The following is a 24,644-nucleotide window of genomic DNA, read 5'->3' as shown; positions in this document are numbered from 1 at the left end:
TTCGCTAGGGAGACGGCACGGCTGCCGTAGGCGGCGATGTGGGGTCGAGGGCGGCCAGCTCTTTGGCCAGCCGCTTGCGTGCGCGGTGCAGCCGGATGCGGGCGGCGCCGCGCGAGCAGCCGAGCACCTTGGCGATCTCGGGTCCGCTGAGTCCTTCCCAGGCGACCAGCGAGAGCAGTTCCCTGTCGTCGTCGCTGAGTCGCTGAAACGCCTGGTATGCCGGGTCGTGCGTCCTGTCGGGCACGGCCCAGGAGGCGGCCTCCTCGCGGAGCCTGGCGGCCAGGGCGGTCCTGCGCTCCTCGGCGCGGAAGTGGTTGGCGAGCACCCGCCTGGCGACGCCGTACAGCCAGAGTCTGGCCTCCTCCTCGCGCCGGGGGATGTCGTCGAGCCGCCGCCAGGCCGTGGTGAAGGTCTCGGCGATCACGTCGGCGATGTCGTCCGGGACGCGCGCCGCCTGACATATGTGGCGATGGCGGGATAGTCGCCACATAAAGCTCCTCGAAGCGTTGCTCGGGCTCAGGTGGGCCCATGGAGTGGTCCTTCCGATCGGCGAACACACCCGAGGAGATGTCCGGATATGACAGGAGTGTTTCAGCCCGTTCCGAGCGATCCGGCCACCTCGCGGAGCGCGGCGAGGAGCGGGCGCAGCAGGGGATGGGCGTCGGAGCCCCGGCGTACGGCGGCGAAGACGCGGCGTTCGGGACCCGGCGTGTGGCGCACCACGACCCCGCGCAGCGCCATGTCGCGCAGCGCGAGCCGGGGGACGAGCGCCACCCCGGCACCGGCGCCGACCAGGGCGACCACGGCGCGGAAGTCGTCGGAGCAGTGGACGAGGTCGGGCGTGAAACCGGCCTGCTGGCAGGCGAACGTGATCACGTCGTGCACCGGGTTGCCCGGGTAGGGGCCGATCCAGGTCTCGCGGGCCAGCGACACCAGCGTCGCGGAACCGGCCAGCGGATGATCGCGGGGGAGCACCAGGTCGAACGGCTCGGCGTACAGGGGATGGCGCGACAGGCGGCGGTCGGCGGCGTCGGGCGCGCCGCGGTACTCCACCGCGATGGCCAGGTCGGCGCGCTCGTCGAGCAGCATGGCCAGGCCCTGGTCGCCCTCGGCGTCGAGGACGCGGACGCGCACGCCGGGCGCGGTGGTGCGCAGCGCGGTGATCGCGGGGGAGAGCACGGCGCTGATCGCGGTGGCGAAGCAGGTCACGGTGACCTCGCCGGCCTCGCCCGTCGTGTACGCCGCCACCTCCGCCTCGGCGCGTTCGAGCTGGGCGAGCACCTCGTTGGCATGGGCCAGCATGATCTTGCCGACAGCGGTGAGGTGCACGCCGCGCCCGTCGCGATTGAGCAGGCGGTGGCCCACCTCGTGCTCCAGCGCGGCCAGTTGCTGGGACACGGCGGAGGGCGTCAGGTGCAGCGCGGCCGCCGCGGCGGTGACCGTGCCGTGGTCGGCCACCGCCCGCAGCGTACGCAGCCGCCGCGTGTCAATCACGCAGCGAGAATACGCTGCTCAGCCGCTCCCGCGGCCCCGGCCCCACCCTGTTCTGGGTTCTGGCGGGCTGAGGGCCGGGCGGGCCCGGAGCCGAGGCGCGGAGTCCCCAGGCGCGGAGCCCCGAGGCGCGGTGGTCAGGCGGCGCGGGCCTGGGTGAACGCCTCGATCGCGCGGTCCACGTCCTCGGGCGAGTGGGCGGCCGAGAGCTGCACGCGGATGCGCGCCTGCCCGTGCGGGACGACGGGGTAGGAGAAGCCGATCACGTAGATGCCCAGGTCGAGCAGGCGCTCGGCCATCGCGGCGGCCTCGGCGGCGTCGCCGATCATGACGGGCACGATCGGGTGGTCGCCCGGCAGGATGTCGAACCCGGCCTTCGTCATCCCCTCGCGGAAGCGCACGGTGTTGGCGCGCAGCCGTTCACGGGCCTCGCTGGTGGTCTCCAGCAGGTCGAGGATGCGCAGCGACGCCGATGCGATGACGGGCGCGAGCGAGTTGGAGAACAGGTACGGGCGGGAGCGCTGCCGCAGCAGCTCGCAGATCTCCTTGCGGGCCGAGACGTAGCCGCCGCTGGCCCCGCCGAGCGCCTTGCCCAGGGTGCCGGTGATGATGTCGATCCGGTCGGTCACGCCGTGCAGCTCCGGCGTGCCGCGCCCGGTGGGGCCGACGAAGCCGACCGCGTGGGAGTCGTCGACCATGACCATGGCGTCGTACCGGTCGGCCAGGTCGCAGATCTCGCGCAGCGGCGCGACGTAGCCGTCCATGGAGAACACGCCGTCGGTCACGATGAGCCGCCGCCGCGCGTCCGACGCCTCCTTCAGCCGCGACTCCAGCTCGGCCATGTCACGGTTGGCGTAGCGCAGGCGCTTGGCCTTGGACAGGCGGATGCCGTCGATGATGCTGGCGTGGTTGAGCGCGTCGGAGATCACCGCGTCCTGGGCGTCGAGCAGGGTCTCGAACACGCCGCCGTTGGCGTCGAAGCAGGAGCTGTACAGGACGGTGTCCTCCATGCCGAGGAAGTCGGACAGGCGGGACTCCAGCTCCTTGTGCACCTCCTGGGTGCCGCAGATGAACCGCACGGAGGCCATGCCGAACCCCCAACGGTCGAGCGCCTGCTTGGCCGCCTCGATCACCCGGGGGTCGTCGGCCAGGCCCAGGTAGTTGTTGGCGCAGAAGTTGAGCACCTCGCGCCCGGCCACGCTCACCTGGGAGCTCTGCGGGGTGGAGATGACGCGCTCGGGCTTGAGCAGCCCGGCCTCGGTGATCTCGTCGAGCGTCGCACGCAGCTGCTCGCGCACGTTGGTGAACATCAAGCGCTCCTGTTCATGGTCGATGACGCTGCGGTCTCCGTCGGCTCGTGGCCCGTGCTCACGGCTCACTCGCTCCAGTCGAGGATGACCTTGCCCGTACGGCCGCTCGCCGCCGTGTCGAAGGCGGCGTCGAAGTCCCGGTACGAGAACCGGTCGGTGATCACCGGGGTGAGGTCGAGGCCCTTCTCCAGCAGGACCGACATGTTGTACCAGGTCTCGTACATCTCACGGCCGTAGACGCCCTTGATGGTGAGCATGGAGGTGACGACCGTCGACCAGTCGATGGCGAACTCCTCGGCGGGCAGCCCCAGCATGGCGATCTTGCCGCCGTGGGTCATGCCGGCGATCATGTCGCGCAGGGCCACCGGGTTGCCGGACATCTCCAGCCCGACGTCGAAGCCCTCGCGCAGGTGGAGCTGGCGCATGCCCTCGGCGATGGAGGAGCGGGCGACGTTCACGGCGAGCGTGACGCCGAGCTTGCCGGCCAGGTCGAGCCGCTCGTCGCTGACGTCGGTGATCATCACGTTGCGCGCGCCCACGTGGGTGGCGACGGCGGCCGCCATGAGGCCGATCGGGCCCGCGCCGGTGATCAGCACGTCCTCGCCGACCAGGGGGAACGACAGCGCGGTGTGCACGGCGTTGCCGAAGGGGTCGAAGATGGCGGCGACGTCGGGGTGCACGGGGTTGCGGTGGACCCACACGTTGGTGGCGGGCAGCGTGACGTACTCGGCGAAGGCGCCGTCCCTGTTGACGCCGAGCCCGATAGTGTTGCGGCACAGGTGGCGGCGTCCCGCCATGCAGTTGCGGCACTTGCCGCAGACGATGTGGCCCTCGCCGCTGACCAGGTCGCCGACCGCGATGTCCTCGACGCCGGGCGCGACCTCGACGACCTCGCCGCTGAACTCGTGGCCCACGATGAGCGGGAGCTCCAGCGTGTGGCGCGCCCAATCGTCAAATTTCCGGATATGCAGGTCCGTGCCGCAGATCCCGGTACGCAGCACCCGGATCTTCACCTCGCCGGGACCGACCTCCGGCTCGGGCACGTCCACCAGCCACAGGCCAGGCTCGGCCTGGTTCTTGACCAGCGCTTTCATGACGTCGCTCCCCCTGTCACAACCTACTGACGAGCCCCCGGCCCGTCACCCCGCCGCCCCGCAGGGCCGGCGAGCCGCCGGATGTGACTCGTCGGAACGCACTGTGCCGCTTCGGCTCGGGACGTGTCCATCGAGGAGTTCTTAAGTGCCCCCACAGCTCCGCTTCACGCGGCCCCACGCCAGGCGGATCTGCCCCCCATATCCCCTCGCGCAAAGTCGGCCCGCTTCACGCGGCCCTTGTGGCAGCCGGGCCGGCTTCCACGACTGGGGCCCGCAGGCGGACCCGTTTCGCGCTGAGGGTGGCAGAATTAGGCAACCGACTTGGCATAAACGGAGGGGAGGCCGGATGACCCGGCGAAGCGGTGACGCCTCCCTCCTGGGGAGGCCGCGATGACCCGGCGAAGCGGCGACGCCTCTCTCCTGCGCAGGCTCAACTCGGCGGCGATCCTGCGCGTCCTGCGCGAGAGCGGACCGTCCACCGTGTCCGAGCTGGCGGGCGCGGCCCGGGTGTCCCGCCCCACAGCCGAGGTCATCGTGGACGAGCTGGTCGCGGGCGGCTGGGCCGAGGAGTGCGGCGACGAGCCCGCCGACCGCAGGCGGGGCCGCCCGGCGCGCCGCTTCAGGTTCCGGGCCGCTGCCGGTCACGTGGCAGGCGTGGGCGTCGGCTCGTCCTGGCTGCGCGCGATGGTGAGCGACCTCGACGGCACGGTGGTGGCCGCGCATCGCGTACGCCACCACGCCTCGATGCCCGCGGCCGACCGGCTCGACGCCATCGCGGAGCTGGTCGAGACGGTGGCGGCGCGGGCCGGGCTGCCGGTGTCGGGCCTTGCGGCGGTGTGCGCCGGCACGACGGGCACGGTCGACGGCTCGGGGCGGGTGGTCAAGAGCGTCGCGCTGGCCGGGTGGACGGGGCTCGACCTGCGCGGCGAGCTGGCCCGCAGGCTGCCCGCCCCCGTGCTGGTCGAGAACGACATGCGCCTCGCGGTGCTGGCCGAGCACTGGCGCGGGCGGGCGCGCGGCCACGACGACGTGGTCTACCTGTTCACCGGCAGCAGGCTCGGTCTGGGCCTGCTCATCGGCGGCCGGCCGCACCGGGGCGCGCACACGGCGTCGGGCGAGATCGGCCGCCGATCCGGCGATCACTGGCTGGCGCACCGGCACGTCGTCGACTACGCGCTCGCCGCCGAGCCGGGGGAGATGCGCTCGCAGCGCGAGGCCGCCGAGTTCGCGATCGAGCGGGCGCGGGCCGGGGACGAGAAGGCCGTCGCCGCCGTCCGCGCGTTCGCCCGCCACCTCGGCGACGGCCTGCTCACCGTGGTCAGCCCGCTCGATCCGGAGCTGGTGGTGATCGGCGGCGTCCTGGCCGAGGCCGGTGACCTGCTGCTCGGGCCGATCGCGGAGCGTTTCGCGGACGTCTGCCTCTATCCGCCGCCGGTGGTGGCCTCGACGCTGGGCCGCGAGTGCGTCGTGCTGGGCGCGATCAGATGGGCCCTCGACCACGCCGAACGTGACCTTTTTACGCTGCCCGCTTGACTGATCCGCTGCGCGCTCGTGCGCGATTCCCCGGTGTCTTGACCTGCTTCGGAAAAGCGTGCCAGATTTAGGCAACCAACTTACGTAATGCATGGGCTGCCCCGGCCCCAGGGCATCGCCGGCTCGCAGCGACCGCGGGAAGGACATCAGTGGAAGATCTGCGCATCGGAGTCATCGGGCTCGGCCTGCGGACCAGCATCGCCCTGGCCGCCGACCGGCCGGGCAAGGGCGCCGTGGTGGCCGCCCTGTGCGACCTCGATCCCGCCGTGCTCAAGCGGCAATCGGCGAAGTTCCCTTCGGCCGGCTTCCTCACCCGGGACCACCGCGAGCTGCTCGACCGGCCCGACATCGACGCCGTCATCGTCAACACCCCCGACGACACGCACGAGGCGCTGGCCATCGACGCGCTGCGCGCCGGCAAGACCGTCTACCTGGAAAAGCCGATGGCCATCACCATCGACGGCTGCGACGCCATCCTGCGCACCGCGCGCGAGAGCGGCACCCGCCTGTACGTCGGGCACAACATGCGCCACATGGGCGTCGTCCGGCTGATGCGCGACATCATCGCCAAGGGCGTCATCGGCGAGCCCAAGACCGTCTGGGTACGTCACTTCGTCGGCTACGGCACCGAGTTCTACTACAAGGACTGGCACGCCGACCGCACCCGTACGACGGGGCTGCTGCTGCAGAAGGCCACCCACGACATCGACGTCGTCCACTGGCTGGCCGGCGGCTACACCACCAGGGTCAACGCGCTCGGTGACCTGCTGCTCCACGGCGACCTGCCGCGCCGCGCCCCCGGCACGCCCCGGCCGGACGACTGGCTGATGGAGAACGACTGGCCGCCCACCGCGCGCAAGGACCTCAACCCCGTCGTGGACGTCGAGGACGTCTCCGTCATGAACATGCGGCTCGACAACGGCGTCATCGCCGCCTACCAGCAGTGCCACTTCACGCCCGACTACGTGCGCAACTACACGGTCATCGGCTCCGAAGGCCGGCTGGAGAACTTCGGCGACGGGCCGGGGGCCACGGTCAAGGTGTGGAACACCGGGCCCACGCAGTATCGGGAGGACTGCGACATCGCGTACAAGGTGCCCGACGCGCAGGGCACGCACGGTGGCGCGGACGTGCAGATCATGTCGGAGTTCGTGCGGTTCGCCAGGGAGGGCGGGGTGACCGACACCTCGCCGGTGGCGGCCAGGATGAGCGTCGCGGCCGGCTACCTCGCCACGCGCTCGCTGCGCGACGGCGGCCGGCCGTACGACGTGCCGCCGCTGGACGCCGACCTCGCGGCCTACTTCGACCGGGGCCAGCAAGAAGCCGCCTGACGTCTTCACCTCGGGAGGGGACCGAGCGGCCGGCCCCTGAGGCGGCCCGTCCCGCGAGGCCTGACGCCGTCACGCGCGGGGGAGCGAGCGGCCGGCCAGCCCTGCTCAAGGCCGCCCGCCGCGCGAGGCCGGCAGGAAGCCGCCTGACGCCGCCCCTGCCCGGTGGGCGGCGTCGCGCGTGTTCAGCTCGCCCGGCCTCGGCGGGCGGCGTCGTGAGGCCCCAGCGGTGCTCGGCCTCAGTGGCGTTCGGCCTCGGTGGGCTGCTTGTCGAGGTCGCCCAACGGCGACGGCTCCGGAACGGCCTGGGTGAGCTGGCGCGGGCCGGTGGAGTCGCCCTCCTGGGCGTCGGCGACCGCCTCGGCCGCCGCCTCCGCCGCCTTGGCGACCTCCTCGTCCGCGGCGGAGGTCTCGGGCAGGTCCTCCCTGGCCGCGGTACGGGGCAGCGCCTCGGTGAACGCCTTGGACACGCCCTGCAGCGCGGAGGTGACCTCGCTGGGGATCACCCAGAACGTGTTGCCGCTGCCCTGGGCGAGCTGCGGCAGCACCTGGAGGTACTGGTAGGCGAGCAGCTTGGGGTCGGGGTCGTTGCGGTGCACGGCCTGGAAGACCTGGTCGATGGCCCGCGACTGGCCTTCGGCCTCCAGGATCGCGGCGGTGCGCTGGCCCTCGGCCCGCAGGATGCGGCTCTGCTTGTCACCCTCGGCGGTGAGGATCTGCGACTGCCGCTGGCCTTCTGCGGTGAGGATGGCGGCCCGCTTGTCGCGCTCGGCCCGCATCTGCTTCTCCATCGCGTCCTTGATGGTCTTGGGCGGGTCGATGGCCTTGATCTCGACGCGGTTGACGCGGATGCCCCACTTGCCGGTGGCCTCGTCGAGCACGCCGCGGAGCTGGCTGTTGATGGTGTCGCGGGAGGTGAGGGTCTTCTCCAGGTCCATCGAGCCGACGACGTTGCGCAGCGTGGTGACCGTGAGCTGCTCGACCGCCTGGATGTAGTTGGCGATCTCGTACGCCGCCGCCCGCGGGTCGGTGACCTGGAAGTAGAGCACGGTGTCGATCTCGACGACGAGGTTGTCCTCGGTGATGACCGGCTGGGGGCGGAAGGACACGACCTGCTCACGCAGGTCGATCATGGGGTAGACGCGGTCGATGTACGGGATGACGAAGTTCAAACCGGGTTTGAGCGTGCGGTGGTAGCGGCCGAGCCGCTCGACGTTGCGCGCCCGGGCCTGCGGGACGATCCGCACCGCTTTCAGCAGCGTGATCACCGCGAACAGGATGACGAACACTCCGACCAGCAACAGCGGGTCCATGGATCACTCCCGGGGATATACGAGGGCTGTCGCCCCTTCGATCTCGATGACGTCGACGGTCGCCCCGGTAGGGATCACCAGGGTTTCGTCATAGGCGCGCGCCGACCACTCCTCGCCCCCGATGCGCACGCGACCGCCTCTGCCCGTCACCTCGGAGACGACGTAGGCGGGCTTGCCTACGAGCGCTTCCACGCCGAACCGTGGCAATTGCGGTTGTTTGACATGGCGCATCGCGATAGGTCTGAGCACCAGCAAACCGGCGGTGGACGTCAGGGCGAAGAACAGTAACTGCAGTGGAACGGGCAGTCCGATGGCCGCGGTCGCGGCGGTGAGCAGAGCGGCGACGCCGAGCAGACCGAGGGACGCCGTCAAAGTAAAGATTTCGGCCACACCGAGGACGATCGCGAGGATTACCCAGATGACCCATTCGTCCATGTCGGCCCTCCTTTAAGGTATAACGGGCCTGCGCTCTTATCTGGTTCCCTCAATCTCCACCGTAATCCTGATTTCAACCCCTCGGCACCACACCGCGCACGGCCACGGTTCTCGGCAGCGCGCTTCCCTGCCGCCATTTCTCCCACGGCAGTTGCCAATAGCCCCACCCGTTGTGCCATTCGAGCGGGCGGTCGGTGCCCGTGATGAGCACGGGGTCGCCGCGCAGTGAGGTCTCGTAGAACCAGGCCGCCTGGTCGGGGCGGGCGTTGACGCATCCGTGACTGACATTGACCCTGCCCTGGGCCCAGACATTGTCCTTGGCGTGCACGTATTCGCCGCTGTCGGAGATGCGTACGGCGTGGTCGATCATCAGGTCGTAATAACCGGGGTCGCCTTTTTCCCTGCCCGGAGAGATCATCCGGACCGGATGGCCCTTGTCCATGGTCAAATGCCATCCGCTGGTCGTGGTGTATTCGACGGTGGTGGCCATACCGGCGCTGATGGCCATGCGCTGGGCCACCTTTCCGTCGCGGTAGACGACCATCTGGTGGGTCCTGGTGTCGATCGTGCTGGTCTGCTTGCGGCCCACGGTGAAGGCGAACGTGGTGTCGGTGCCGCCGTAGAATCCGTCGCCGGCGCGCACGCCGGCCAGGTGTGCGGTGACCGTGACCTGCTGCCGCGGCGTCCAGAAGCGGCGAGGGCGGTAGACGACCCTGGCGTCGTCGAGCCAGCGCCAGGCGCCCTCGACGGGGGCGGCGGCGCGCACTTCGAGCGCCTCCTCGACGGCGGCGCGGTCGCGGACCGGGGTGTCGAACTCGAGGATGATCGGCATGCCGACGCCGACGGTCTCGCCGGGCAGCGGCGTGGTGCGGGCCACGTGGAACGTGCTGGAGACCGCGCGCGTGCGGATGCGGCCCATGGCGACCGTGGCGGGCGCGCCCTCGCGGGTGGCGGTGGCGGTGACCGTGTATTCGGTGGCGGGCTTGAGCGTCCAGCTCGTACGCCACGTCGTACGCGAGGCGTCGAGCCGCCCGGGCACCGGCTCGCCGTCCTGGTAGACGAGCACCTGGCTGAGCGTGCCGCCCTGGGCCCTGACGATGAGCCCCCGATCGGGCCTGGCACGCTTGCTGTCGAACGGCGGCCAGACCCGCACGACGGGCGGCGCGGCCGGGGCCTGCGCCGTGACGGACGAACACCCGCAGACCAGGAGGAAGGCGACACAGAACATCGCGACACGACGCATGTGACTCCTGCTTTCCGAGGGAGAGGGAGATCCCAGGGTAGCGGTGCGTCACGATGTAAGCACGTCGAGTTACTTATCCGACGGTTCCGGAAACCTCCCCCAAGGTCAGGTCGCCGGCCGTGGCCCGGATCGTGACCGTGTCGCCGTCTTCGAGGAACGTGCGGGTCTCACCCCCGGCCAGCTTGATCGGGTCGGCCCCGTTCCAGGTCAGCTCCATGAGGGAGCCGCGCTGATCGCGCTCGGGCCCGGAGATCGTGCCGCTGGCGAACAGGTCGCCGGTGCGCAGCGAGGCGCCGTTCACCGTCATGTGGGCGAGCATCTGGTCGGGCGTCCAGTACATGCCGGAATAGGGCGGACGGGAGATCACCTCGCCGTTCAGCAGTACCTCAAGGGTGATGTCGAGCCCCCAGTCGCCCTGCCGCCGCAGGTACGCGGCGGGCTCGGGGTCCTGCGCCCGCCCGGGTACGCGCGGCAGCGCCTCGAGCGGCGTCACCCAGGGCGAGATCGACGTGGCGAACGACTTGCCGAGGAACGGCCCGAGCGGCACGTACTCCCAGGCCTGGATGTCGCGCGCGCTCCAGTCGTTGACCAGCGTCACCCCGAACACGTGCTCTTCGAGCGGCCCCGCCGGCTCGCCGGGCTCGGTCGGCACGCCGACCACGAACCCCAGCTCCGCCTCGATGTCGAGCTTCCTGCACGGCCCGAACGCGCCGGGCCCGAGCTGCCCGCCCGGCCGCCTGACCGGCGTGCCGGAGACCACGACCGTGCCCGCCCTGCCGTGGTAGCCGACGGGCAGGTGCCGCCAGTTGGGCTGGAGCGGCTCGGTGCCGGGGCGCAGGATCTGGCCGAGCGCGCTCGCGTGCTCCAGCGAGGCGTAGAAGTCGACGTAGTCGGCCACCTCGAACGGCATGTGCAGGCGCACCTGGTCGAGCGGGATCAGGTGGTCCTCGATGACCGCCAGGTCGGTGGTGAGCTTGTTGCGGATCAGCTCTCTGGTGGCGTGCCAGGCCGCGCGCCCCCTTGCCATGAACGGGTTGAGCGAAGGCGCGGCGAAGATCTCGTCGTGCAGCGCGGGCGCCAGGTCGAGCACCCTGTCGCCGTACCTGACGCCGACCCTGGGCCGCTCCCCGGGACAGGAGAAGACCCCGTACGGCAGGTTGTCGACACCCCAGCTCACCGGGTGCCCTCCTCGATGAGTCCGAGCGCGCGCAGGTCGTCGAGCGGCGCGGTGGTGTTGCACGAGCCGTAGCTGACCAGCAGCCGCCGGGCGCGCTCTGCGGTCCCGTCGGACACGGCGCGGGCCATGTGCACGAGGCGGGGCACGTCGGTCATGCGCAGGACGTGCGTCGGGTCGCGTCCCTCGACGGCCTCGCAGACCGCGAGCAGCAGGTTGAGGAAGCCGTGGCGGTCGACGCCGAGCGAGGGGTCGAAGTGGCGTACGGCGTGGTGCAGCCCGGCCGTCGCCTTGAACGGGATGCCGGTGTCCGCGCATGACTTGATGAACTGCGCGAGGTGCTCGACCGGCGGGAACTCCTCGGCCGACGCACCGCCGCAGCGCACCTTCAGCCCGGTGCCCGGCGGCACGTCGCCGGCCGTCTTGTGTGCGGGCACCTCGGCGAACAGCCGCACGCCCGGAGGCAGGCCGAGCCGCCCGGCCAGCTCTTCGACCGTGCTGTCCGGCGGCAGCCTCGTCTCGACGTAGTCCACCGGCAGGTCGCCGAAGTCGGGCAGCTCGTCGGTGTCGGCGATGAGCCCGATGCGACGCGGCCGGTAGTCGGAGCCGCGCAGCCGGTCGAGCCGGCTCGCCGGGCAGAGGAAGCGGTGGGTGAGCACCTCGTTGCCGTGCTCCAGGTCGCGCCGGTTGCGGGCCAGCGCCTCGGTCATGTGCAGGGACGACGGCGGGAACAGTCCTGCGTCGTCGACGAGTGCGGCGTAAAGCTTCATCGTGCCCACGTCCAGGCATAGTTGGGATCCTCGCAGGACAGCGCGCCCTGCCCGAGGTCCAGCGGGCGGAAGGTGTCGACCATGACGGCCATCTCGCTCGTCGCGGTCACACCCCGTGCGACGGCGTCGATCACCGCCTCGACCGCGCCGGGCTGCGGCCCGTGGGTGAACCCGGCGGGGTGCAGCGAGATGGAGCCGACGTCGATGCCGGAGCCCGCCCGCGCGGAGTAGTCGCCGCCCACGTAGAACATGAACTCGTCGGAGTCCACGTTGTGGTGGTTGTACGGGATCGGCACCGCCTCGGGGTGGTAGTCGAGCGGCCGGGGACAGAACGAGCAGACCACGAAGCCGGGCCCCTCGAACGTCTGGTGCACGGGCGGCGGCGCGTGCGTCTTCTTCACGATCGGCTCGAAGTCGTTGATGTTGAACGCGTACGGGTAGAGGCAGCCGTCCCAGCCGACCACGTCGAACGGATGGTGGCGGTAGACGAGCCGGCTCAGCCCGCCGCGCGTGCGCACCAGCACCGGCACCTCCTCGCCCGAGACGATGTACGGCTCGGTGGGCGCGCGCAGGTCCCGCTCGCAGTAGGGGGCGTGTTCGAGGAACTGGCCGTACTGCGACAGGTAGCGCTTGGGCGGCCTGATGTGCCCGGACGCTTCGATGGCCAGCACGTTGACCTGGCCGTCGGGGACCCAGCGGTGGATGGTCCCGGTCGGGACGATCACGTAGTCGCCCTCGCCGGCCTCGATGACGCCGTACGTGGACTCGAAGCGCACCCGCCCGCGCTGCACGTAGACGCACTCGTCGCCCATGGAGTTGCGGTAGAGCTCGCTCGGCTGGTCGCTGGTGGCGTACGACAGCCGGACGTCGGCGTTGCCCGCCAGCACCATGCGGCCCGTGACGAGGTCGCCTGCGCTGGCGAGCTCCTGGGTGCGGAAGTGGCGGGGCGAGAGCGGCAGGTTGGGCCGCAGCGTGGTCTCCACGGACGGGGTGACGGCCTCGGCCTTGACGATGGCCGTCGGCAGGTGGCGGTGGTAGAGCAGCGAGGAGTCGGACGAGAAGCCCTCCTCGCCCATCAGCTCTTCGGCGTAGAGGCCGCCGTCCGGACGCCTGAACTGCACGTGTCGCTTTCGCGGCACCTCTCCCACGACGCGGTAGTACGGCATCCACCCTCCACACATGTCCGTTTATCGGACGGCAGTGTCCTTTATGTGGAACAACCGTCCGTCATCGGCCGGGAGATGTCAACCGAGCCCGGCGGTCAGCTCCGCGGCCAGCTCGGCTGCCGCCGCCACCACGCGCGGCCCCGTGGACTCCCCCAAGGGCCCGAACGTCACCACGCCGACCGACGCCTCCAGCCACGGCAACCCGGTGACGGGCGCGGCGACGCCACGTGCCCCTTCCTGCAACTGCCCCTCCGTGACGAAGTAATCGCGGTGGTCGTGCCGGCCGTCGCGCAGCGCCAGGATCGCCCGCCCCGCCGCGCCTTTGGTGAGCGGATGGCGCGAACCCTCGCGGTAGGCCACGTGCATGTCGGTCCACGACGGCTCGACCACCGCCACGGCCAGCCCGTCGTCGCCCTCGGCCACCGTCAGGTGCGCGGTCGCGCCCACCTCCTCGGCCAGCCGCCGCAGCGTCGGCGTGGCCGCCGCGCGCAGCAGCGGCTGCACGGCCTGGGCCAGCGCGAGCACCCCGAACCCGAGGTGCACCCGCCCCTCGGCGTCCCTGCGTACGAAGCCCTCGGCCAGCAGCGTCGTCAGCAGCCGGTAGACCACGGGCCTGCTCAGCGACAGCTCGCCGCTCAGCTCGGTCGGCGTGCGCCCGCCCTTGCCGTCGGCGAGCAGGCGCAGCAGGCGGAGCCCGCGTTCGAGGGTCTGAGCGGATTCTGCGGCCATGCGACCGATTATCCAGCCGGCCGCAGGTCGTGGTGACGCTGCGCTGCTGGAGGGGTACGTAAGGGCAGGGGACGAGCCGGGGGGTTGAAAGATGCGCTTTGGGTGGGTTCTGTTGCTCGCCGGGCTGGCGGTGTGCGCGTTGTCGCCTGCCGTGCCGCCGCTCACCGCGAGCCTCGTCCACCAGGCCTCGCTCGCCACCCCCCAAAGCGACAGCCTGGTCGAGGACACCTTCTACGTCACCCAGGGCATCGAGGTCAGCCAGCGGCTGCTGCCCAGGGACAAGGGCGTCACGTTCACGCCCGCCTACCTCGCCTCCGGGCTGCGCGTCGACGGCGAAGGCCGCCTCTACGGCAGGCCCGAGCATCCCGGCACCTACAGCGCCCCCGTACGCGTCTGCTCGGCAGGCTCGTGCAAGGAGCAGGAGCTGACGCTGGTGGTGCTGTCGTACGAGCCGTGGGAGCCGCGCGAGCTGACCTTCCCAGGACGGGTCGGCACGCCGCTCGACGGCGAGATCGGCATCAACGGCGGCCCGAGCGGCGTGATGCCCACGTTCACCGTCACCGACCACGACAAGGTGCCCGCCGGGGTCAGCATCGGCCCCGACGGCCACGTGGGCGGCGTCCCGGTCAAGCCCGGCATCTCCGAGGTGCCGGTGCGCATCTGCGTGGCCGGCAACTGCGCGGGCGTGGTCGTCCGGCTCATCGTCGTCTGATAGCTGTCCGACCGCTGTTCCGACCGCTGTTCCGACCGCTGTTCTGATCGCTGTCCTGATCGCTCTTGCGGCGGCCCGGTTTTGTGGTCACCGTGGAGGCATGAAATCGGTCATTGTGGTTGGAGCCGGTATTTGGGGGACGTCTTTGGCGTTGCGGCTGGCCGAAACCGGCTGGCAGGTGACGCTGGTCGAGCAGCACAAACCAGGACACGTACGGCAGTCCAGCGCGGGTGAGACCCGGCTGCTGCGCTGCTCGCACGGGTCCGACGACTGGTACGCCCGCCTCGCATGGCAGGCCAGGGAGGGCTGGCTGCGGCTGAGCGAGCGCGCGGGCGAGGAGCTGTACATCGAGGCGGGCATGGTGTGGTTCGCCAGGACGCCCGACGGGTGGGAGCACGCCAGCGCCCAAGTACTGAAAAATTTGGACATCGGGTGTGAGGTGCTGGACCCGAGCGACGGCGGCCGCTTCTTCCCCGAGTTCCGCGGCGACGACCTCAGCTTCCTGCTCTGGGAGCCCAGCGCCGGCGTGCTGCGGGCCAGGCGGGCCACCCAGGTCACCGCCGCGCTCGCCAAGGACGCGGGCGTGCGGCTGGTCAGAGGCAGGGCGACGCCGGTCCCCGGCGACGGTACGCGGTACCGGAGCGCGGTCGAGATCGACGGCGAGACGCACCACGCCGACCGGGTGGTCTGGGCGTGCGGCGCGTGGCTGCCCAGGCTCTTCGACGGCCTGCCGATCACCGTGACCAAGCAGGACACCCTGCACTTCGCCGTCCCGTCCGCGTGGTCGCTGCCCGAGACGCCGGCCTGGGTGGACCACGGCGCGTCCGCCTACGGCCACGGCGACGTGGACGGGACCGGTATGAAGGCCACGTCCGACGCCGAGGGGCCGCCGTACGAGCCCGAGCACGGCTCGCGCGCCGTGGACCCTGACAGCGTCGAGCAGGCGCGCGGCTACCTGCGCCGCCGCTTCCCCGGCCTCGCCGACGCGCCGGTGTTGTTCAGCCAGGTCTGCCAGTACGCGCTGACGCCCGACGCCGAGTGGCTGCTGACCGAGATCTCGCCCGGCGTGTGGGTGCTGGGCGGCGACTCCGGGCACGGCTTCAAGCACGGCCCCGCCTGGGCCGGTTACGTGGCGGGCGTGCTCGACGGCGCGTACGAGCCGGAACCGCGCTTCGGCGACCACCCGCGCACCCCCAGCCGGGGCCTGCGCACCAGCGGTCAGACCTGGTAGCTCACAGCGGGCTCGCGTCGGGCTGTGCGGCGGCGCGCGGCTCCGGCCGGGGCGCGCGCAGGTTGCGCACGCCGGGGGAGAGCAGCGCGGCCAGCGTGGAGATCACGATGATGGCCGCGCAGCCGAGCAGCGACTCCCTGGTGCCGATGAACGTCGCCGCCGGCCCGGCAAGCAGCAGCCCGACGGGGCCGAACATCAGCGAGCCGAGCACGTCGTACGAGCTGACCCGCGACAGTGACTCGGGCGGCACCTCGCGCTGCATCGTGGTCTGCCAGAGCACGCCGAAGACGTCGAAGCAGACGCCGAGCACGAACGCCGAGCCCACGATCGCCCAGAGCGGCGCGCCGACCCCGAGCACCACGTACGGCAGCGCGGGCGGCAGGCACAGCAGCACCGCGACCAGGATGGGCCTGCGCGGGCGCAGCCGCAGCGACACCAGCACCCCGGCGATCGTCCCCACGGCTTCGCCGGTGAGGAACGCCGACCAGGCGGCGGGCCCGCCGAGCGACTCCTTGGCCATCAGCGGCCCGAGCACGCCGTGCCCGGCCTGCACCGCCATGACCAGCAGCGAGAACTGCGCGACCACCACCCAGATCCACTGGCGGGAGCGGAACTCGCGCCAGCCCTCGCGCAGGTCGGCGAGCACCGAGTGGGCCTCCTGGTGCGCGCGCTCGCCGGGCTTGAGCCGCAGGTTGGCGATCATCGCGGCGGCCACGGCGAACATCGCGGCGCTGACCGCGAGCGCCCAGCCGCCGCCGAACAGCACGACCGTGCCGCCGCCGAGCACCGCGCCGGCCACCCGGGAGGAGTTGGCGCCCAGGCCGAGCAGCGCGTTGCCGGTCTGCAGCCGGTCGGCAGGGACGACCTCGGGGATGATCCCGGTCAGCGCGGGATACACGACCGAGCTGGCCACCCCGGTCAGGGCCGCCGCCGCGGCCAGCGCGGGCAGCGGGGTCCAGCCGATCAGCAGCATGAGCGCCAGCCCGGCGTACCCGGCGGCCATCAGCAGCTCTCCGGCCATCATCACCCGCTGGCGCGGCATGCGGTCCGCGATCACGCCGCCGACCAGCATGAACGCGATCAGGGGCACCGACTGGGCGGCGAGCACCACCGACAGGGTCGAGGCGGTGGCGCCGGGCAGGTTGAGCACGCCGAACGCCAGCGCCACAGGGGCGAACGCGCTGCCCAGCATGGAGATGGTGCGCGCGGACAGCAGCAGGGCGAAGCGGCGGTCCCGAAGCAGCCCGAGATCGCCAAGATAGGAACGCATACGCCCGACCCCCTGAAAGATGCCAAACCCCGTCATTGTGTCTCAGTGGGCGGGGCGTTGTCGCGAACATATTCCGGGGTGCGGGTCAGGCGGTGAACGCGCAGGTGAGCCGGGCGGCGGCGGGTGGATGAATGGCCGGTGCACGGCGTCGACAGCGATGGCTACAGCCCGTGGAGAAATGGGTGAAAAACGTTACTGATCTCATTGAACGATGGTGATCATCCCGATAGTGTGCGATATGCCAACGATCACCCCCTGGAAGTAAAGGTGCCATGAGACGGCGGCTACGGCAGGTCCTCATCATCGGGCTCACCCTCTCCCTCCTCGGCATCGGCGTTCCCGCGTGGTCGGAGGACGGCGACCGCAACTGCAACGACCTGATGGCCGCCGACACTCCGGCGTTCGTCGTCTGCACCTGGCTGGCCAAGCCCGACGAGGCCGCCGACATCGCCAGGTTCTGGCTCGACGACGACGGCCAGAACATGATCGACTCCGGCCCGCTCGACCGGATCACCATCGACTGCCAGGAGCCGGGCACCGAGTGCCCGACCGGCGGTGAGGGCGACGGCGAGATGCACGACATCGGCGACCCCGACGTGCCGGGCGCCGAGGACGGCGGCACCCCCGAGTGCCAGAACGGCGAGGAGTGCTACATCGACCCGACGGGCGTCACCGCCGCGGAGAAGAGCGCCGCCAAGGCCACCCCGGCCGGCCGGGCCGCGCAGGCCGCCGCCCAGACCCCGATGCGCGTCTGGATCGACACCGAGCTCGCCGACGACTACAAGGCGGGCAAGCTCGACGAGGCCGTCAAGAAAGTGGCCGCGCTGGTCGCCGCGCAGCCCGGCGTCGTGGGCGTCAGGTTCACCTCGCAGCTCGGCTACAACCAGACCTTCAGCACCGCCGAGGAGCTGGACGCGTTCGTCAGCCAGACCGCGACCGCGCTGCGCAAGGTGCTGCCGGGCAAGAAGCTGTCGGCGCACACCGTGGTCCCGCTGTTCGGCTGCGGCGCCAACGACGCCTGCAAGGCCGCGATGACCGAGAAGTACCCGCTGCTCGACCCCGAGCGCATCGGCGCCTGGCTGAGCAAGGGCTACATCGACCAGCTCGCCCTGGACGACGGCCACCTCGCCACCCTGTACGCCGCCTGGCAGATCGACGCCAAGGAGGCCCAGCGCAACCAGTGGATCCAGGTCCGCGCCCGCGCCTGGGACGCCTACGCCCAGATCGCCGCCGAGGACGCCACCTTCGCCGGCACCCAGCTCACCGGCGAGCAGCTCACCCAGGCCATCTCCGAGCGCGTCGCCGCCCCGCTGCAGGACGCCGCCGCCCAGACCGTCACCCTGTGGACCCGCTGGCAGGACGCTAGCGGCGAGGTCAACCGGGTCTACGGCGAGAAGTGGCAGGCCAGCGACACCTGGGAGCAGCTCAAGAAGCTCGGCTCCATCCGGCCCCGCCTCGCCACCCTCTACGACCCGGCCAACCCCGAGGTGGACCCGGCCACCGACCTGAAGCACCTGTCCGAGGTGTTCGGCCAGGTCTACCTGCACGCCGCCTGACGCTTCCGCCGCTGTCACCGGCTTCGCCGAGGCCGGGCGCTCCTCCGCCGGGGCGCCCGGCCTTCGTCATGAGGGGGTCCTGTACGGCCGGGGCGCCTGCCTTCGTGTGCCGTTTCGGTCGTCCGATAAGTCCGGTAGGCAGTGGTTCGGTATCTTGCGTAGCTGCGAAAGAGTCCCGACAACCTGCGACAGAAGGGAACGGCACGTGCCCGACGACGCCGGCCTGCAGGCGCTCCGCGAGGCGGCCCGCCTGTCCCCGGACAACCTGCCACTTCGCCAGCACCTCGCCGGGCAGCTCCTGGCCAAGGGCTACCTCGCCGACGCCGAGGCCGAGTTCAGGGCGGCGCTCGTGCTCTCGCCCGGCAACCCGGAGATCATCGCCGGGCTGGCGGAGGCGTTCGTCAGGCAGAGCGCGTACGGCGAGGCGCTGGCCGCGCTCGAACCGCTGCTCGCCGAGCCCGGCTACCCGCCCGAGATCGGGGTGCTCGCGGCCAGGGCGCTGGCGGGCGAGGGCGACCTGGCGCGGGCCGCGTACCGGTACTTCGAGGCGATCTCCAGGGACCCTTCGCTCGCCGACCCCGAGTTCGCCGCCCGGCTGAACCCGCCGTCGCAGCCTCAAACCCCGCCGCAGCCCCAGCCTTCCGCCCAGCCTTCCGCCCAGCCGCAGACCCCGCCGTACGCCGCCCCCCAGCCCGTCGCCCAGACGCCGAACGGGCCCGCCACGGCGTTCACCGCGGCCCCCGCGGCCTCGTACGGGCAGCCCATGGTCAACCCGCGGCCGGGCTCGCCGCCCGAGCCCGAGAGCAACGCCGAGGTGCAGCAGGCCGGGCTGACGTTCGCCGACGTGGCCGGCATGGAGTCGGTCAAGGAGGCGCTGCGCATCAAGCTGCTGCTGCCGATCCAGCAGCCGGACCTGTTCGCCGCGTTCGGCAAGCGCGCGGGCGGCGGCGTCCTGCTGTACGGCCCGCCGGGCGCGGGCAAGACCCACCTCGCCAGGGCGGCCGCCGGCGAGCTCGGCGCGGCGTTCATCAACGTCGGCCTCGCCGACATCCTCGACATGTACATCGGGTCGAGCGAGCGCAACCTGCACGCCACCTTCGACATGGCCCGCCGCAACCGCCCGTGCGTGCTCTTCTTCGACGAGGTGGACGCGCTCGCCGCCCGCCGCTCCGACATGCGCCAGGCGCACACCAGGCAGCTCGTCAACCAGTTCCTCGCCGAGCTGGACGGCGTGGACCAGAACGCCAACGAGGGCGTCCTGGTGCTGGCCGCCACCAACGCCCCCTGGTACGTGGACGCCGCCTTCCGCCGCCCCGGCCGGCTCGACCAGCCGGTGTTCGTGCCGCCGCCGGACGCCGCCGCGCGCGCCGCCATCCTGCGCATCCTGTGCCGCGACAAGCCGCTCGCCGAGATGGACTTCGACGCCGTGGCCAAGGTGACCGAGCACTTCGTCGGCGCCGACCTCAAGGGCCTGGTGGACCGCGCCGTCGAGGCCAAGCTCCAGCAGTCGATCAGTGCGGGCCGCCCGATCCCGCTGACCACCGCCGACCTGCTCGCGGCGGCCAAGACCGTGCGCCCGACGGCCGTACGCGAATGGATGGCCACCGCCCGCAACTACGTCATGCACGCCAACGACTCAGGCGCCTGGGACGAGCTCATGCCCTGGGTCAAGGGCAAGTGGTGAAGGTCGGCGACCCCGTCGAGCGGGCGCGCACGCTCCTGCAGATGCGCCGCCCGGCCGACGCCGAGCGGGAGCTGCGCGGCCTGCTGGCACAGGAGCCACAGCACATCTCCGGCCACGCCCTGCTCGGGCTCGCCCTCATCGAGCAGCGCAAGGTCGCCGAGGCGGTGTCGGAGGCGGAGGAGGCCGTACGCCTCGCGCCCGACCAGTGGTTCACCCACTACGCCGCCGCCCAGGTGTTCCTGCGCGCCCGCGACCTCGACAGGGCCATGGCCGCCGTACGCGCGGCCCTCGACCTCGAACCGCAGTACGCGCCCGCCTGGGAGGTGCTGTCACGCGTCCACATGCTCAAAGGCGAGTGGCCGCTCATGGCGGGCGCGGCCCGGCAGGGGCTGTCCATCGATCCCGAGGACACCGACCTGGTGAGCCTGCTGGCGCTGGCCCACGCCAACGCGGGCGAGGCCGAGCCGGCGCGGGCCGCCGCCGCGCACGCCGTACGGCTCGACCCCGAGAGCCCCGCCGCGCACTTCGTCTACGGGCGGGTGGCGCTGCGCCTCGGCGACGCGCGGCAGGCCGCCGACTCCTTCCGCGAGGTGCTGCGCCTCGACCCCGGCTACGGCGCGGCCGGCGACCTGCTGGTGGTGGCGCTCAAGCAGCGCAACCCGATCTACCGGTGGCTGTCGCGGCTGCGCGGCAGGTTCCCCGGCGGGTGGCGGCTGATCTTCCTGCTGCCCGTCGCGCCGCCGCTCATCGCGGTCTTCATCGTGCTCGCGCTGCTGCACTGGGTGGCGTGGGTGGCCGAGGCGTGGACCACGCTGCGGCTGGCCGTCGGCACGTCCACCCGGCTGCTGTTCGAAGGCGCGCCCGCCCGGGTCGCGGCGGCCTGCCTGCTGCTGGTCGCGGCGGGCGCGGCCCTGCTCGGCACGGGCATCGCGGTCGGCCAGGACGCGCTGAGCACCGCGGGCGTGGCCGTCATGGCGCTCGTCACCCCCGCGCAGGAGGCCGCGCACACCGGCGCGCCCCGCCGCAGAGCCGTCCTGTACGGCTGGACCGGGCTGCTCGCCCTGGCCGCGGCCGCGGGGGTGGTCTTCGGGTGGCCCGCCGTGGCGCTGCTCGCCGCGTACGCCGCGCTCGCCTCGGTCTGGCTCGCCACCGCCGTCAGGGGCCGCCTGGCCACCGACGGCCTCTGATCCCCCGTCTTCAGAGGCCGTGTCGGCGGGGTCACAGGAGGGTGCCGCCGCTCACCTCGAAGCGGGACAGCGCCTCGTCGATCCTGGCCAGCGTGTCCGGGTGCAGGGTGATGTCGGCGGCGGCCAGGTTCTCCTCGATGTGGGCCGGCGTGCGGCTGCCCGGGATCGGCACCACGTGCTCGTCCTGGTGCAGCAGCCAGGCCAGGGCGAGCTGGGCCGGGGTGATGCCGAGCAGCGCGGCGAGGTCCTTGACGGGCGCGTAGCGGTCGTTGTTGCGCGTCAGGTTCTCGGCCGAGAAGCGGGGCGCGTTGTGGCGGAAGTCGTCCACGCCCAGTTCGGTGACCGTGCCGGTGAGGAAGCCGTTGCCGAGGGGGCTCCAGGCGACGATGCCGACGCCCAGCTCGCGGGTCGCGGCGAGCAGCTCGGCGTCGATCGGCCGCCACATCGACCACTCGTACTGCACCGCCGTCACCGGATGCACCGCGTGCGCGGCCCTGACCTGGCCCGCCGTCACGTTGGACAGGCCGATGTGCCTGACCAGCCCGTCGCGCACCAGCTCGGCCATCGCTGCCACCGTGTCCTCGATGGGCACGCCGGGGTCCGGATAGTGGAGGTAGTACAGGTCGATGGCGTCGATGCCCAGGTTGCGCAGGCTGCGCTCGGCGTAGCGGCGCACCAGGCGGGGCTCGGCGTTCACGTGCAGCTCGCCGAAGGCGTAGCCGACGGGGTGGGCGCGGCTCGGCTCGCCCTCCGGAACCGCCAGCCCGAACTTGGTCGCGACCACCACCTCGTCCCTGCGCCCCTTGATCGCCCGGCCGACCAGGCGCTCGTTGTGGCCGTCAGGCCCGTAGGCGTCGCTGGTGTCCACGTGCGTGGCGCCGGCGTCGAGCGCCGCCTTGATCGCGGCCTCGCCGCGGGCGTCGTCCACCTCACCGTAGATGCCCGGCGACAGCACCATCGCGCCGTAACCGATCGCCGGGACCTCCAGCTCGCCGAGAGTTCGTGTCTTCATGCCGTCGATCGTGCGGCCGCGGCCGCTGGCGCGTCCAAGACCCTTTGCGATAACCATCGGTTATGGACGTCCACCTGCGCGAGCTGCGGTACTTCGTGGCCGTGGCCGACGAGCTGAACGTCACCCGCGCGGCCGAGCGGCTCTTCGTCTCCCAGCCCGCGCTGTCCAAGCAGCTCAGGGCGCTGGAAGGGCGGCTCGGGTACCGGCTGTTCGAGCGGGTGCCGAGCGGGGTGACGCTCACCCGGCAGGGCGCCGAGCTGCTGCCGGTCGCCCGTGACGTGCTCGAACGCTGGGAGGCCGGGGTCGAGCAGGCACGCGCGGCGGCGTCCGCGGGCACCCTCGTCATCGGGCTGCAGACCGCCGTGGGCCGTGGGCTGCAGCAGGAGGCGCTGCGCCGGTTCCGCGCCGTGATGCCGGGGTGGGAGGTGTCGCTGCGGCTCGTCGGCTGGGACGACCCCAGCGGCGGGCTGGCCGACGGGACGTCCGACGTGGCATTCCTGTGGCTGCCGCTGCCGCCGGGTGTGCGGGCGTACGTGCTGGCCACCGAGCGGCGCGGCGTCGCCATGCCCGCCGATCACCCGCTGGCCGATCTGGCGGAGGTGCCGTTCGAGGCGCTGGCCGACGAGCCGTTCATCGCGCTGCCGCCCGAGGCGGGGCCGCTGCGCGACTTCTGGCTCGCGGTCGGGCAGCGCACCCGCCCGCCGGTGATCGGCGTCACCGCGAGCACCGCTGAGGAGGTGTTCGAGGCGGTGTCGAGCGGCCTCGGCGTCGTACTGGTGGCTGAGGGCAACGCCGAGCTGTACCGCCGGCCTGGGGTGACGTACCGGCCCGTGAGCGGGCTGCCTCCAGGAGAACTCGCCATCGCCTGGCGCGAAAGGGATAACAGGCCGCAAGTGATGGCATTCGTCGACGCGTTGCGGCATGCCGCCACTAAGGTCTGACCCGACGAACGGATCAACCGGAAGGGCGAGCCCTCATGAGCGACTACGCGACGACTTTCCACCTCATCGACGCCGACCAGGACGGCCGTATCTCGGCCGAGGAGCTGGTCCGGCTGATGGACGTGCTCGGCCAGCCGGTCACGCTGGAGGCCGCGCAGGAGGGCGTACGGAAGCTGGACAAGGACGGCGACGGGCTGATCGACGTGGAGGAGTTCGGCGCTTTTCTTCGGAAGTGATAACAAACAAGCACTTGCTTAGCGTCCTCCTGTTGCCCACGTCACAGTGGCGGCAGGAGGGACGATCGCCAACCGAGTGACACCAGCGAGAAGCGTGCACCCGCGGACATCGTGCGCGCGCACAGGTCCTGCCCGGCGGGCTGCTGCGGTGCTCCGACCACATGGCCACGATGGTGCTGTTCAAGGACGAGGCGCTGATCAGCGCGCTGGCCGAGGTGCGGCCCTCGCCACCCGCTGACTCCGGCCGTGTCCGCCTGGGCGGGCAGGGCCGGGACGCCTAGCATGGGGCGATGCCGACACCGGTGATCCTCGATTGTGACCCCGGGCACGACGACGTCTTCGCGATCTGGCTGGCGGCCGGCGACCCCGAGATCGACCTGCGGGCCGTCACCACGGTCGGCGGCAACGGCCGCCTCTACCACACCACCTACAACGCCAGGGTGGTGATCAGCCTGGCGGGCATCAAGGGCGTGCCGATCGCGCCGGGCGCGGACAGCCCCATGGTGCGGCTGCTGAAGCCGGCCGAATGGATCCACGGCGACAACGCGCTGGGCGGCCCCGAGCTGCCGAAGCCCACCGTCGAGGCCGACCCGCGCACCGCCATCGAGCTGATCAGGGACACCCTCGACGCCTCCGACGAGCCGGTGACGATCGTGGCGACCGGCCCGCTGACGAACGTGGCGATGTTCGCCCGCACCTGCCCCGACCGCCTGCCGATGATCAAGGAGGTGGTCTGGATGGGCGGCTCGACGGGGCGGGGGAACGTCACCCCGTACGCGGAGTTCAACGCCTGGACCGACCCCGAGGCGGTGGCGATCGTGCTGGGCACCGGGGTGCCGTTCACCATGGTCGGGCTGAACGTCACCCACCAGGTCCTGGCCACGCGCGAGGTGATCGCCAGGATCGGGGCGGTGGGCAACAGGACGGCGGCGTTCGGGGTGGAGCTGCTGAACTTCTTCAACTCCACGTACGAGACCGATCAGGGCATGCCGGACGGCCCGCTGCACGACCCGGTGGCGGTGGCGCTGGTGGCCAGGCCGGGCCTGGTGACGACGGTGCGCACCCGCGTGGACGTCGAGCTGCACGGCACGGAGACGGCGGGCGCGACGTGCGTGGACCTGCTGGGCAAGCTGAACCGCCCGCCGAACGCGAACGTGGCGACCGGCGTGGACGTGCCCGCGTTCTGGCGGCTCGTGGAGGACGCCATCAGAACGCTCGACTGAGCCGGG

At 71.7% G+C, this 24,644-nt stretch carries 23 protein-coding genes; 10 read left to right on the top strand and 13 right to left on the bottom strand.

What is annotated here, in order from left to right; translation table 11 throughout:
• Positions 1-4 precede the first annotated feature (4 nt).
• The 4 genes from AB0K67_RS33815 to tdh all read right to left on the bottom strand — a co-directional run bounded on the left by AB0K67_RS33815 (position 5) and on the right by tdh (position 3,895).
• Complete coding sequence (locus AB0K67_RS33815) at positions 5-490, bottom strand: sigma-70 family RNA polymerase sigma factor (protein WP_364068242.1); 486 nt, start codon at positions 488-490, stop codon at positions 5-7.
• A gap of 101 nt (positions 491-591) precedes the next feature.
• Positions 592-1,494, bottom strand: a complete 903-nt coding sequence (locus tag AB0K67_RS33810; protein ID WP_364068240.1) for a LysR family transcriptional regulator — start codon at positions 1,492-1,494, stop codon at positions 592-594.
• Positions 1,495-1,628: 134 nt separating this feature from the next.
• Entirely contained in the window at positions 1,629-2,801 is a 1,173-nt protein-coding gene (locus AB0K67_RS33805; protein ID WP_364068238.1) for a glycine C-acetyltransferase, read from the bottom strand.
• A gap of 65 nt (positions 2,802-2,866) precedes the next feature.
• The gene (tdh, locus tag AB0K67_RS33800; protein ID WP_364068236.1) at positions 2,867-3,895 is read right to left on the bottom strand and encodes an L-threonine 3-dehydrogenase; all 1,029 of its coding nucleotides are present in this window, start codon (positions 3,893-3,895) and stop codon (positions 2,867-2,869) included.
• 390 nt (positions 3,896-4,285) lie between these two features.
• Here tdh and AB0K67_RS33795 point away from each other — a divergent pair, with 390 nt between their 5' ends.
• Both AB0K67_RS33795 and AB0K67_RS33790 read left to right on the top strand, forming a co-directional pair.
• Positions 4,286-5,428, top strand: coding sequence for an ROK family transcriptional regulator (locus AB0K67_RS33795; protein WP_364068234.1), 1,143 nt, complete (start codon positions 4,286-4,288; stop codon positions 5,426-5,428).
• A 149-nt stretch (positions 5,429-5,577) separates the two neighbouring features.
• Positions 5,578-6,759, top strand: a complete 1,182-nt coding sequence (locus AB0K67_RS33790; RefSeq protein ID WP_364068232.1) for a Gfo/Idh/MocA family oxidoreductase — start codon at positions 5,578-5,580, stop codon at positions 6,757-6,759.
• Positions 6,760-6,995: 236 nt separating this feature from the next.
• On the opposite strand, the gene AB0K67_RS33785 is transcribed toward AB0K67_RS33790, so the two are convergent.
• From AB0K67_RS33785 to AB0K67_RS33755, 7 genes are all read right to left on the bottom strand, one after another.
• Complete coding sequence (locus AB0K67_RS33785; protein WP_364068230.1) at positions 6,996-8,069, bottom strand: SPFH domain-containing protein; 1,074 nt, start codon at positions 8,067-8,069, stop codon at positions 6,996-6,998.
• 3 nt (positions 8,070-8,072) lie between these two features.
• Entirely contained in the window at positions 8,073-8,504 is a 432-nt protein-coding gene (locus tag AB0K67_RS33780) for an NfeD family protein (protein ID WP_364068228.1), read from the bottom strand.
• Positions 8,505-8,577: 73 nt separating this feature from the next.
• Positions 8,578-9,747 carry an Ig-like domain-containing protein gene (locus tag AB0K67_RS33775; RefSeq protein ID WP_364068226.1) on the bottom strand — a complete coding sequence of 390 codons (1,170 nt, stop codon included), beginning with the start codon at positions 9,745-9,747 and terminating at the stop codon, positions 8,578-8,580.
• Positions 9,748-9,820: 73 nt separating this feature from the next.
• Complete coding sequence (gene fahA, locus AB0K67_RS33770) at positions 9,821-10,924, bottom strand: fumarylacetoacetase (RefSeq protein WP_364068225.1); 1,104 nt, start codon at positions 10,922-10,924, stop codon at positions 9,821-9,823.
• Positions 10,921-11,691, bottom strand: coding sequence for a hypothetical protein (locus AB0K67_RS33765; protein WP_364068223.1), 771 nt, complete (start codon positions 11,689-11,691; stop codon positions 10,921-10,923). Before AB0K67_RS33765 ends, fahA begins: the two co-directional genes overlap by 4 nt.
• A complete protein-coding gene (locus tag AB0K67_RS33760; RefSeq protein ID WP_364068221.1) occupies positions 11,688-12,857 on the bottom strand; it encodes a homogentisate 1,2-dioxygenase domain-containing protein in 1,170 nt (389 codons plus the stop codon). Before AB0K67_RS33760 ends, AB0K67_RS33765 begins: the two co-directional genes overlap by 4 nt.
• A 78-nt stretch (positions 12,858-12,935) precedes the next feature.
• Entirely contained in the window at positions 12,936-13,586 is a 651-nt protein-coding gene (locus AB0K67_RS33755; RefSeq protein WP_364068219.1) for a helix-turn-helix domain-containing protein, read from the bottom strand.
• Positions 13,587-13,677: 91 nt separating this feature from the next.
• Between AB0K67_RS33755 and AB0K67_RS33750 the strand changes: the two genes are divergently transcribed.
• Positions 13,678-14,298: a hypothetical protein gene (locus AB0K67_RS33750; protein ID WP_364068217.1), complete on the top strand. Its 621-nt coding sequence runs from the start codon at positions 13,678-13,680 to the stop codon at positions 14,296-14,298.
• A gap of 100 nt (positions 14,299-14,398) precedes the next feature.
• Positions 14,399-15,529 carry an FAD-dependent oxidoreductase gene (locus AB0K67_RS33745; protein ID WP_364068215.1) on the top strand — a complete coding sequence of 377 codons (1,131 nt, stop codon included), beginning with the start codon at positions 14,399-14,401 and terminating at the stop codon, positions 15,527-15,529.
• Between the two features lies 1 nt (position 15,530).
• Here the strand turns inward: AB0K67_RS33745 and AB0K67_RS33740 are convergent, their stop codons facing one another.
• Positions 15,531-16,799: an MFS transporter gene (locus AB0K67_RS33740; RefSeq protein ID WP_364068213.1), complete on the bottom strand. Its 1,269-nt coding sequence runs from the start codon at positions 16,797-16,799 to the stop codon at positions 15,531-15,533.
• 272 nt (positions 16,800-17,071) lie between these two features.
• Here AB0K67_RS33740 and AB0K67_RS33735 point away from each other — a divergent pair, with 272 nt between their 5' ends.
• From AB0K67_RS33735 to AB0K67_RS33725, 3 genes are all read left to right on the top strand, one after another.
• Positions 17,072-18,355 carry a hypothetical protein gene (locus tag AB0K67_RS33735; protein ID WP_364068211.1) on the top strand — a complete coding sequence of 428 codons (1,284 nt, stop codon included), beginning with the start codon at positions 17,072-17,074 and terminating at the stop codon, positions 18,353-18,355.
• 205 nt (positions 18,356-18,560) lie between these two features.
• The gene (locus AB0K67_RS33730; RefSeq protein ID WP_364068210.1) at positions 18,561-20,039 is read left to right on the top strand and encodes an ATP-binding protein; all 1,479 of its coding nucleotides are present in this window, start codon (positions 18,561-18,563) and stop codon (positions 20,037-20,039) included.
• A complete protein-coding gene (locus tag AB0K67_RS33725; protein WP_364068208.1) occupies positions 20,036-21,226 on the top strand; it encodes a tetratricopeptide repeat protein in 1,191 nt (396 codons plus the stop codon). The genes AB0K67_RS33730 and AB0K67_RS33725 overlap by 4 nt, the downstream gene beginning before the upstream one ends.
• A gap of 31 nt (positions 21,227-21,257) precedes the next feature.
• Here the strand turns inward: AB0K67_RS33725 and AB0K67_RS33720 are convergent, their stop codons facing one another.
• Complete coding sequence (locus tag AB0K67_RS33720; protein ID WP_364068206.1) at positions 21,258-22,238, bottom strand: aldo/keto reductase; 981 nt, start codon at positions 22,236-22,238, stop codon at positions 21,258-21,260.
• Between the two features lie 62 nt (positions 22,239-22,300).
• On the opposite strand from AB0K67_RS33720, the gene AB0K67_RS33715 reads away from it, so the two are divergent.
• The 3 genes from AB0K67_RS33715 (at position 22,301) to AB0K67_RS33705 (ending at position 24,638) form a co-directional block, all read left to right on the top strand.
• A complete protein-coding gene (locus tag AB0K67_RS33715) occupies positions 22,301-23,179 on the top strand; it encodes a LysR family transcriptional regulator (RefSeq protein WP_364068204.1) in 879 nt (292 codons plus the stop codon).
• A 35-nt stretch (positions 23,180-23,214) separates the two neighbouring features.
• Positions 23,215-23,415 (top strand): EF-hand domain-containing protein, encoded by a 201-nt coding sequence (locus AB0K67_RS33710; RefSeq protein ID WP_364068202.1) that lies wholly within the window; start codon positions 23,215-23,217, stop codon positions 23,413-23,415.
• Positions 23,416-23,705: 290 nt separating this feature from the next.
• Entirely contained in the window at positions 23,706-24,638 is a 933-nt protein-coding gene (locus AB0K67_RS33705) for a nucleoside hydrolase (RefSeq protein WP_364068200.1), read from the top strand.
• The last annotated feature ends 6 nt before the right edge of the window (positions 24,639-24,644 follow it).

The organism is Nonomuraea sp. NPDC052634 (assembly GCF_040678535.1).
In the GTDB taxonomy this organism is placed as follows: Bacteria; Actinomycetota; Actinomycetes; order Streptosporangiales; family Streptosporangiaceae; genus Nonomuraea; species Nonomuraea fastidiosa.
Note: the sequence above shows the minus strand (reverse complement) of the source record. Positions and strands in the feature narration are given on the sequence as shown.

Bases quoted from the DNA above. Each gene is read 5' to 3' on its own strand.
- AB0K67_RS33815 (WP_364068242.1), bottom strand. From the start codon at position 490: ATGTGGCGACTATCCCGCCATCGCCACATATGTCAGGCGGCGCGCGTC.
- AB0K67_RS33805 (WP_364068238.1), bottom strand. From the start codon at position 2,801: ATGTTCACCAACGTGCGCGAGCAGCTGCGTGCGACGCTCGACGAGATC.
- tdh (WP_364068236.1), bottom strand. From the start codon at position 3,895: ATGAAAGCGCTGGTCAAGAACCAGGCCGAGCCTGGCCTGTGGCTGGTG.
- AB0K67_RS33795 (WP_364068234.1), top strand. From the start codon at position 4,286: ATGACCCGGCGAAGCGGCGACGCCTCTCTCCTGCGCAGGCTCAACTCG.
- AB0K67_RS33785 (WP_364068230.1), bottom strand. From the start codon at position 8,069: ATGGACCCGCTGTTGCTGGTCGGAGTGTTCGTCATCCTGTTCGCGGTG.
- AB0K67_RS33780 (WP_364068228.1), bottom strand. From the start codon at position 8,504: ATGGACGAATGGGTCATCTGGGTAATCCTCGCGATCGTCCTCGGTGTG.
- AB0K67_RS33775 (WP_364068226.1), bottom strand. From the start codon at position 9,747: ATGCGTCGTGTCGCGATGTTCTGTGTCGCCTTCCTCCTGGTCTGCGGG.
- AB0K67_RS33765 (WP_364068223.1), bottom strand. From the start codon at position 11,691: ATGAAGCTTTACGCCGCACTCGTCGACGACGCAGGACTGTTCCCGCCG.
- AB0K67_RS33760 (WP_364068221.1), bottom strand. From the start codon at position 12,857: ATGCCGTACTACCGCGTCGTGGGAGAGGTGCCGCGAAAGCGACACGTG.
- AB0K67_RS33755 (WP_364068219.1), bottom strand. From the start codon at position 13,586: ATGGCCGCAGAATCCGCTCAGACCCTCGAACGCGGGCTCCGCCTGCTG.
- AB0K67_RS33750 (WP_364068217.1), top strand. From the start codon at position 13,678: ATGCGCTTTGGGTGGGTTCTGTTGCTCGCCGGGCTGGCGGTGTGCGCG.
- AB0K67_RS33745 (WP_364068215.1), top strand. From the start codon at position 14,399: ATGAAATCGGTCATTGTGGTTGGAGCCGGTATTTGGGGGACGTCTTTG.
- AB0K67_RS33740 (WP_364068213.1), bottom strand. From the start codon at position 16,799: ATGCGTTCCTATCTTGGCGATCTCGGGCTGCTTCGGGACCGCCGCTTC.
- AB0K67_RS33735 (WP_364068211.1), top strand. From the start codon at position 17,072: ATGAGACGGCGGCTACGGCAGGTCCTCATCATCGGGCTCACCCTCTCC.
- AB0K67_RS33720 (WP_364068206.1), bottom strand. From the start codon at position 22,238: ATGAAGACACGAACTCTCGGCGAGCTGGAGGTCCCGGCGATCGGTTAC.
- AB0K67_RS33715 (WP_364068204.1), top strand. From the start codon at position 22,301: ATGGACGTCCACCTGCGCGAGCTGCGGTACTTCGTGGCCGTGGCCGAC.
- AB0K67_RS33710 (WP_364068202.1), top strand. From the start codon at position 23,215: ATGAGCGACTACGCGACGACTTTCCACCTCATCGACGCCGACCAGGAC.
- AB0K67_RS33705 (WP_364068200.1), top strand. From the start codon at position 23,706: ATGCCGACACCGGTGATCCTCGATTGTGACCCCGGGCACGACGACGTC.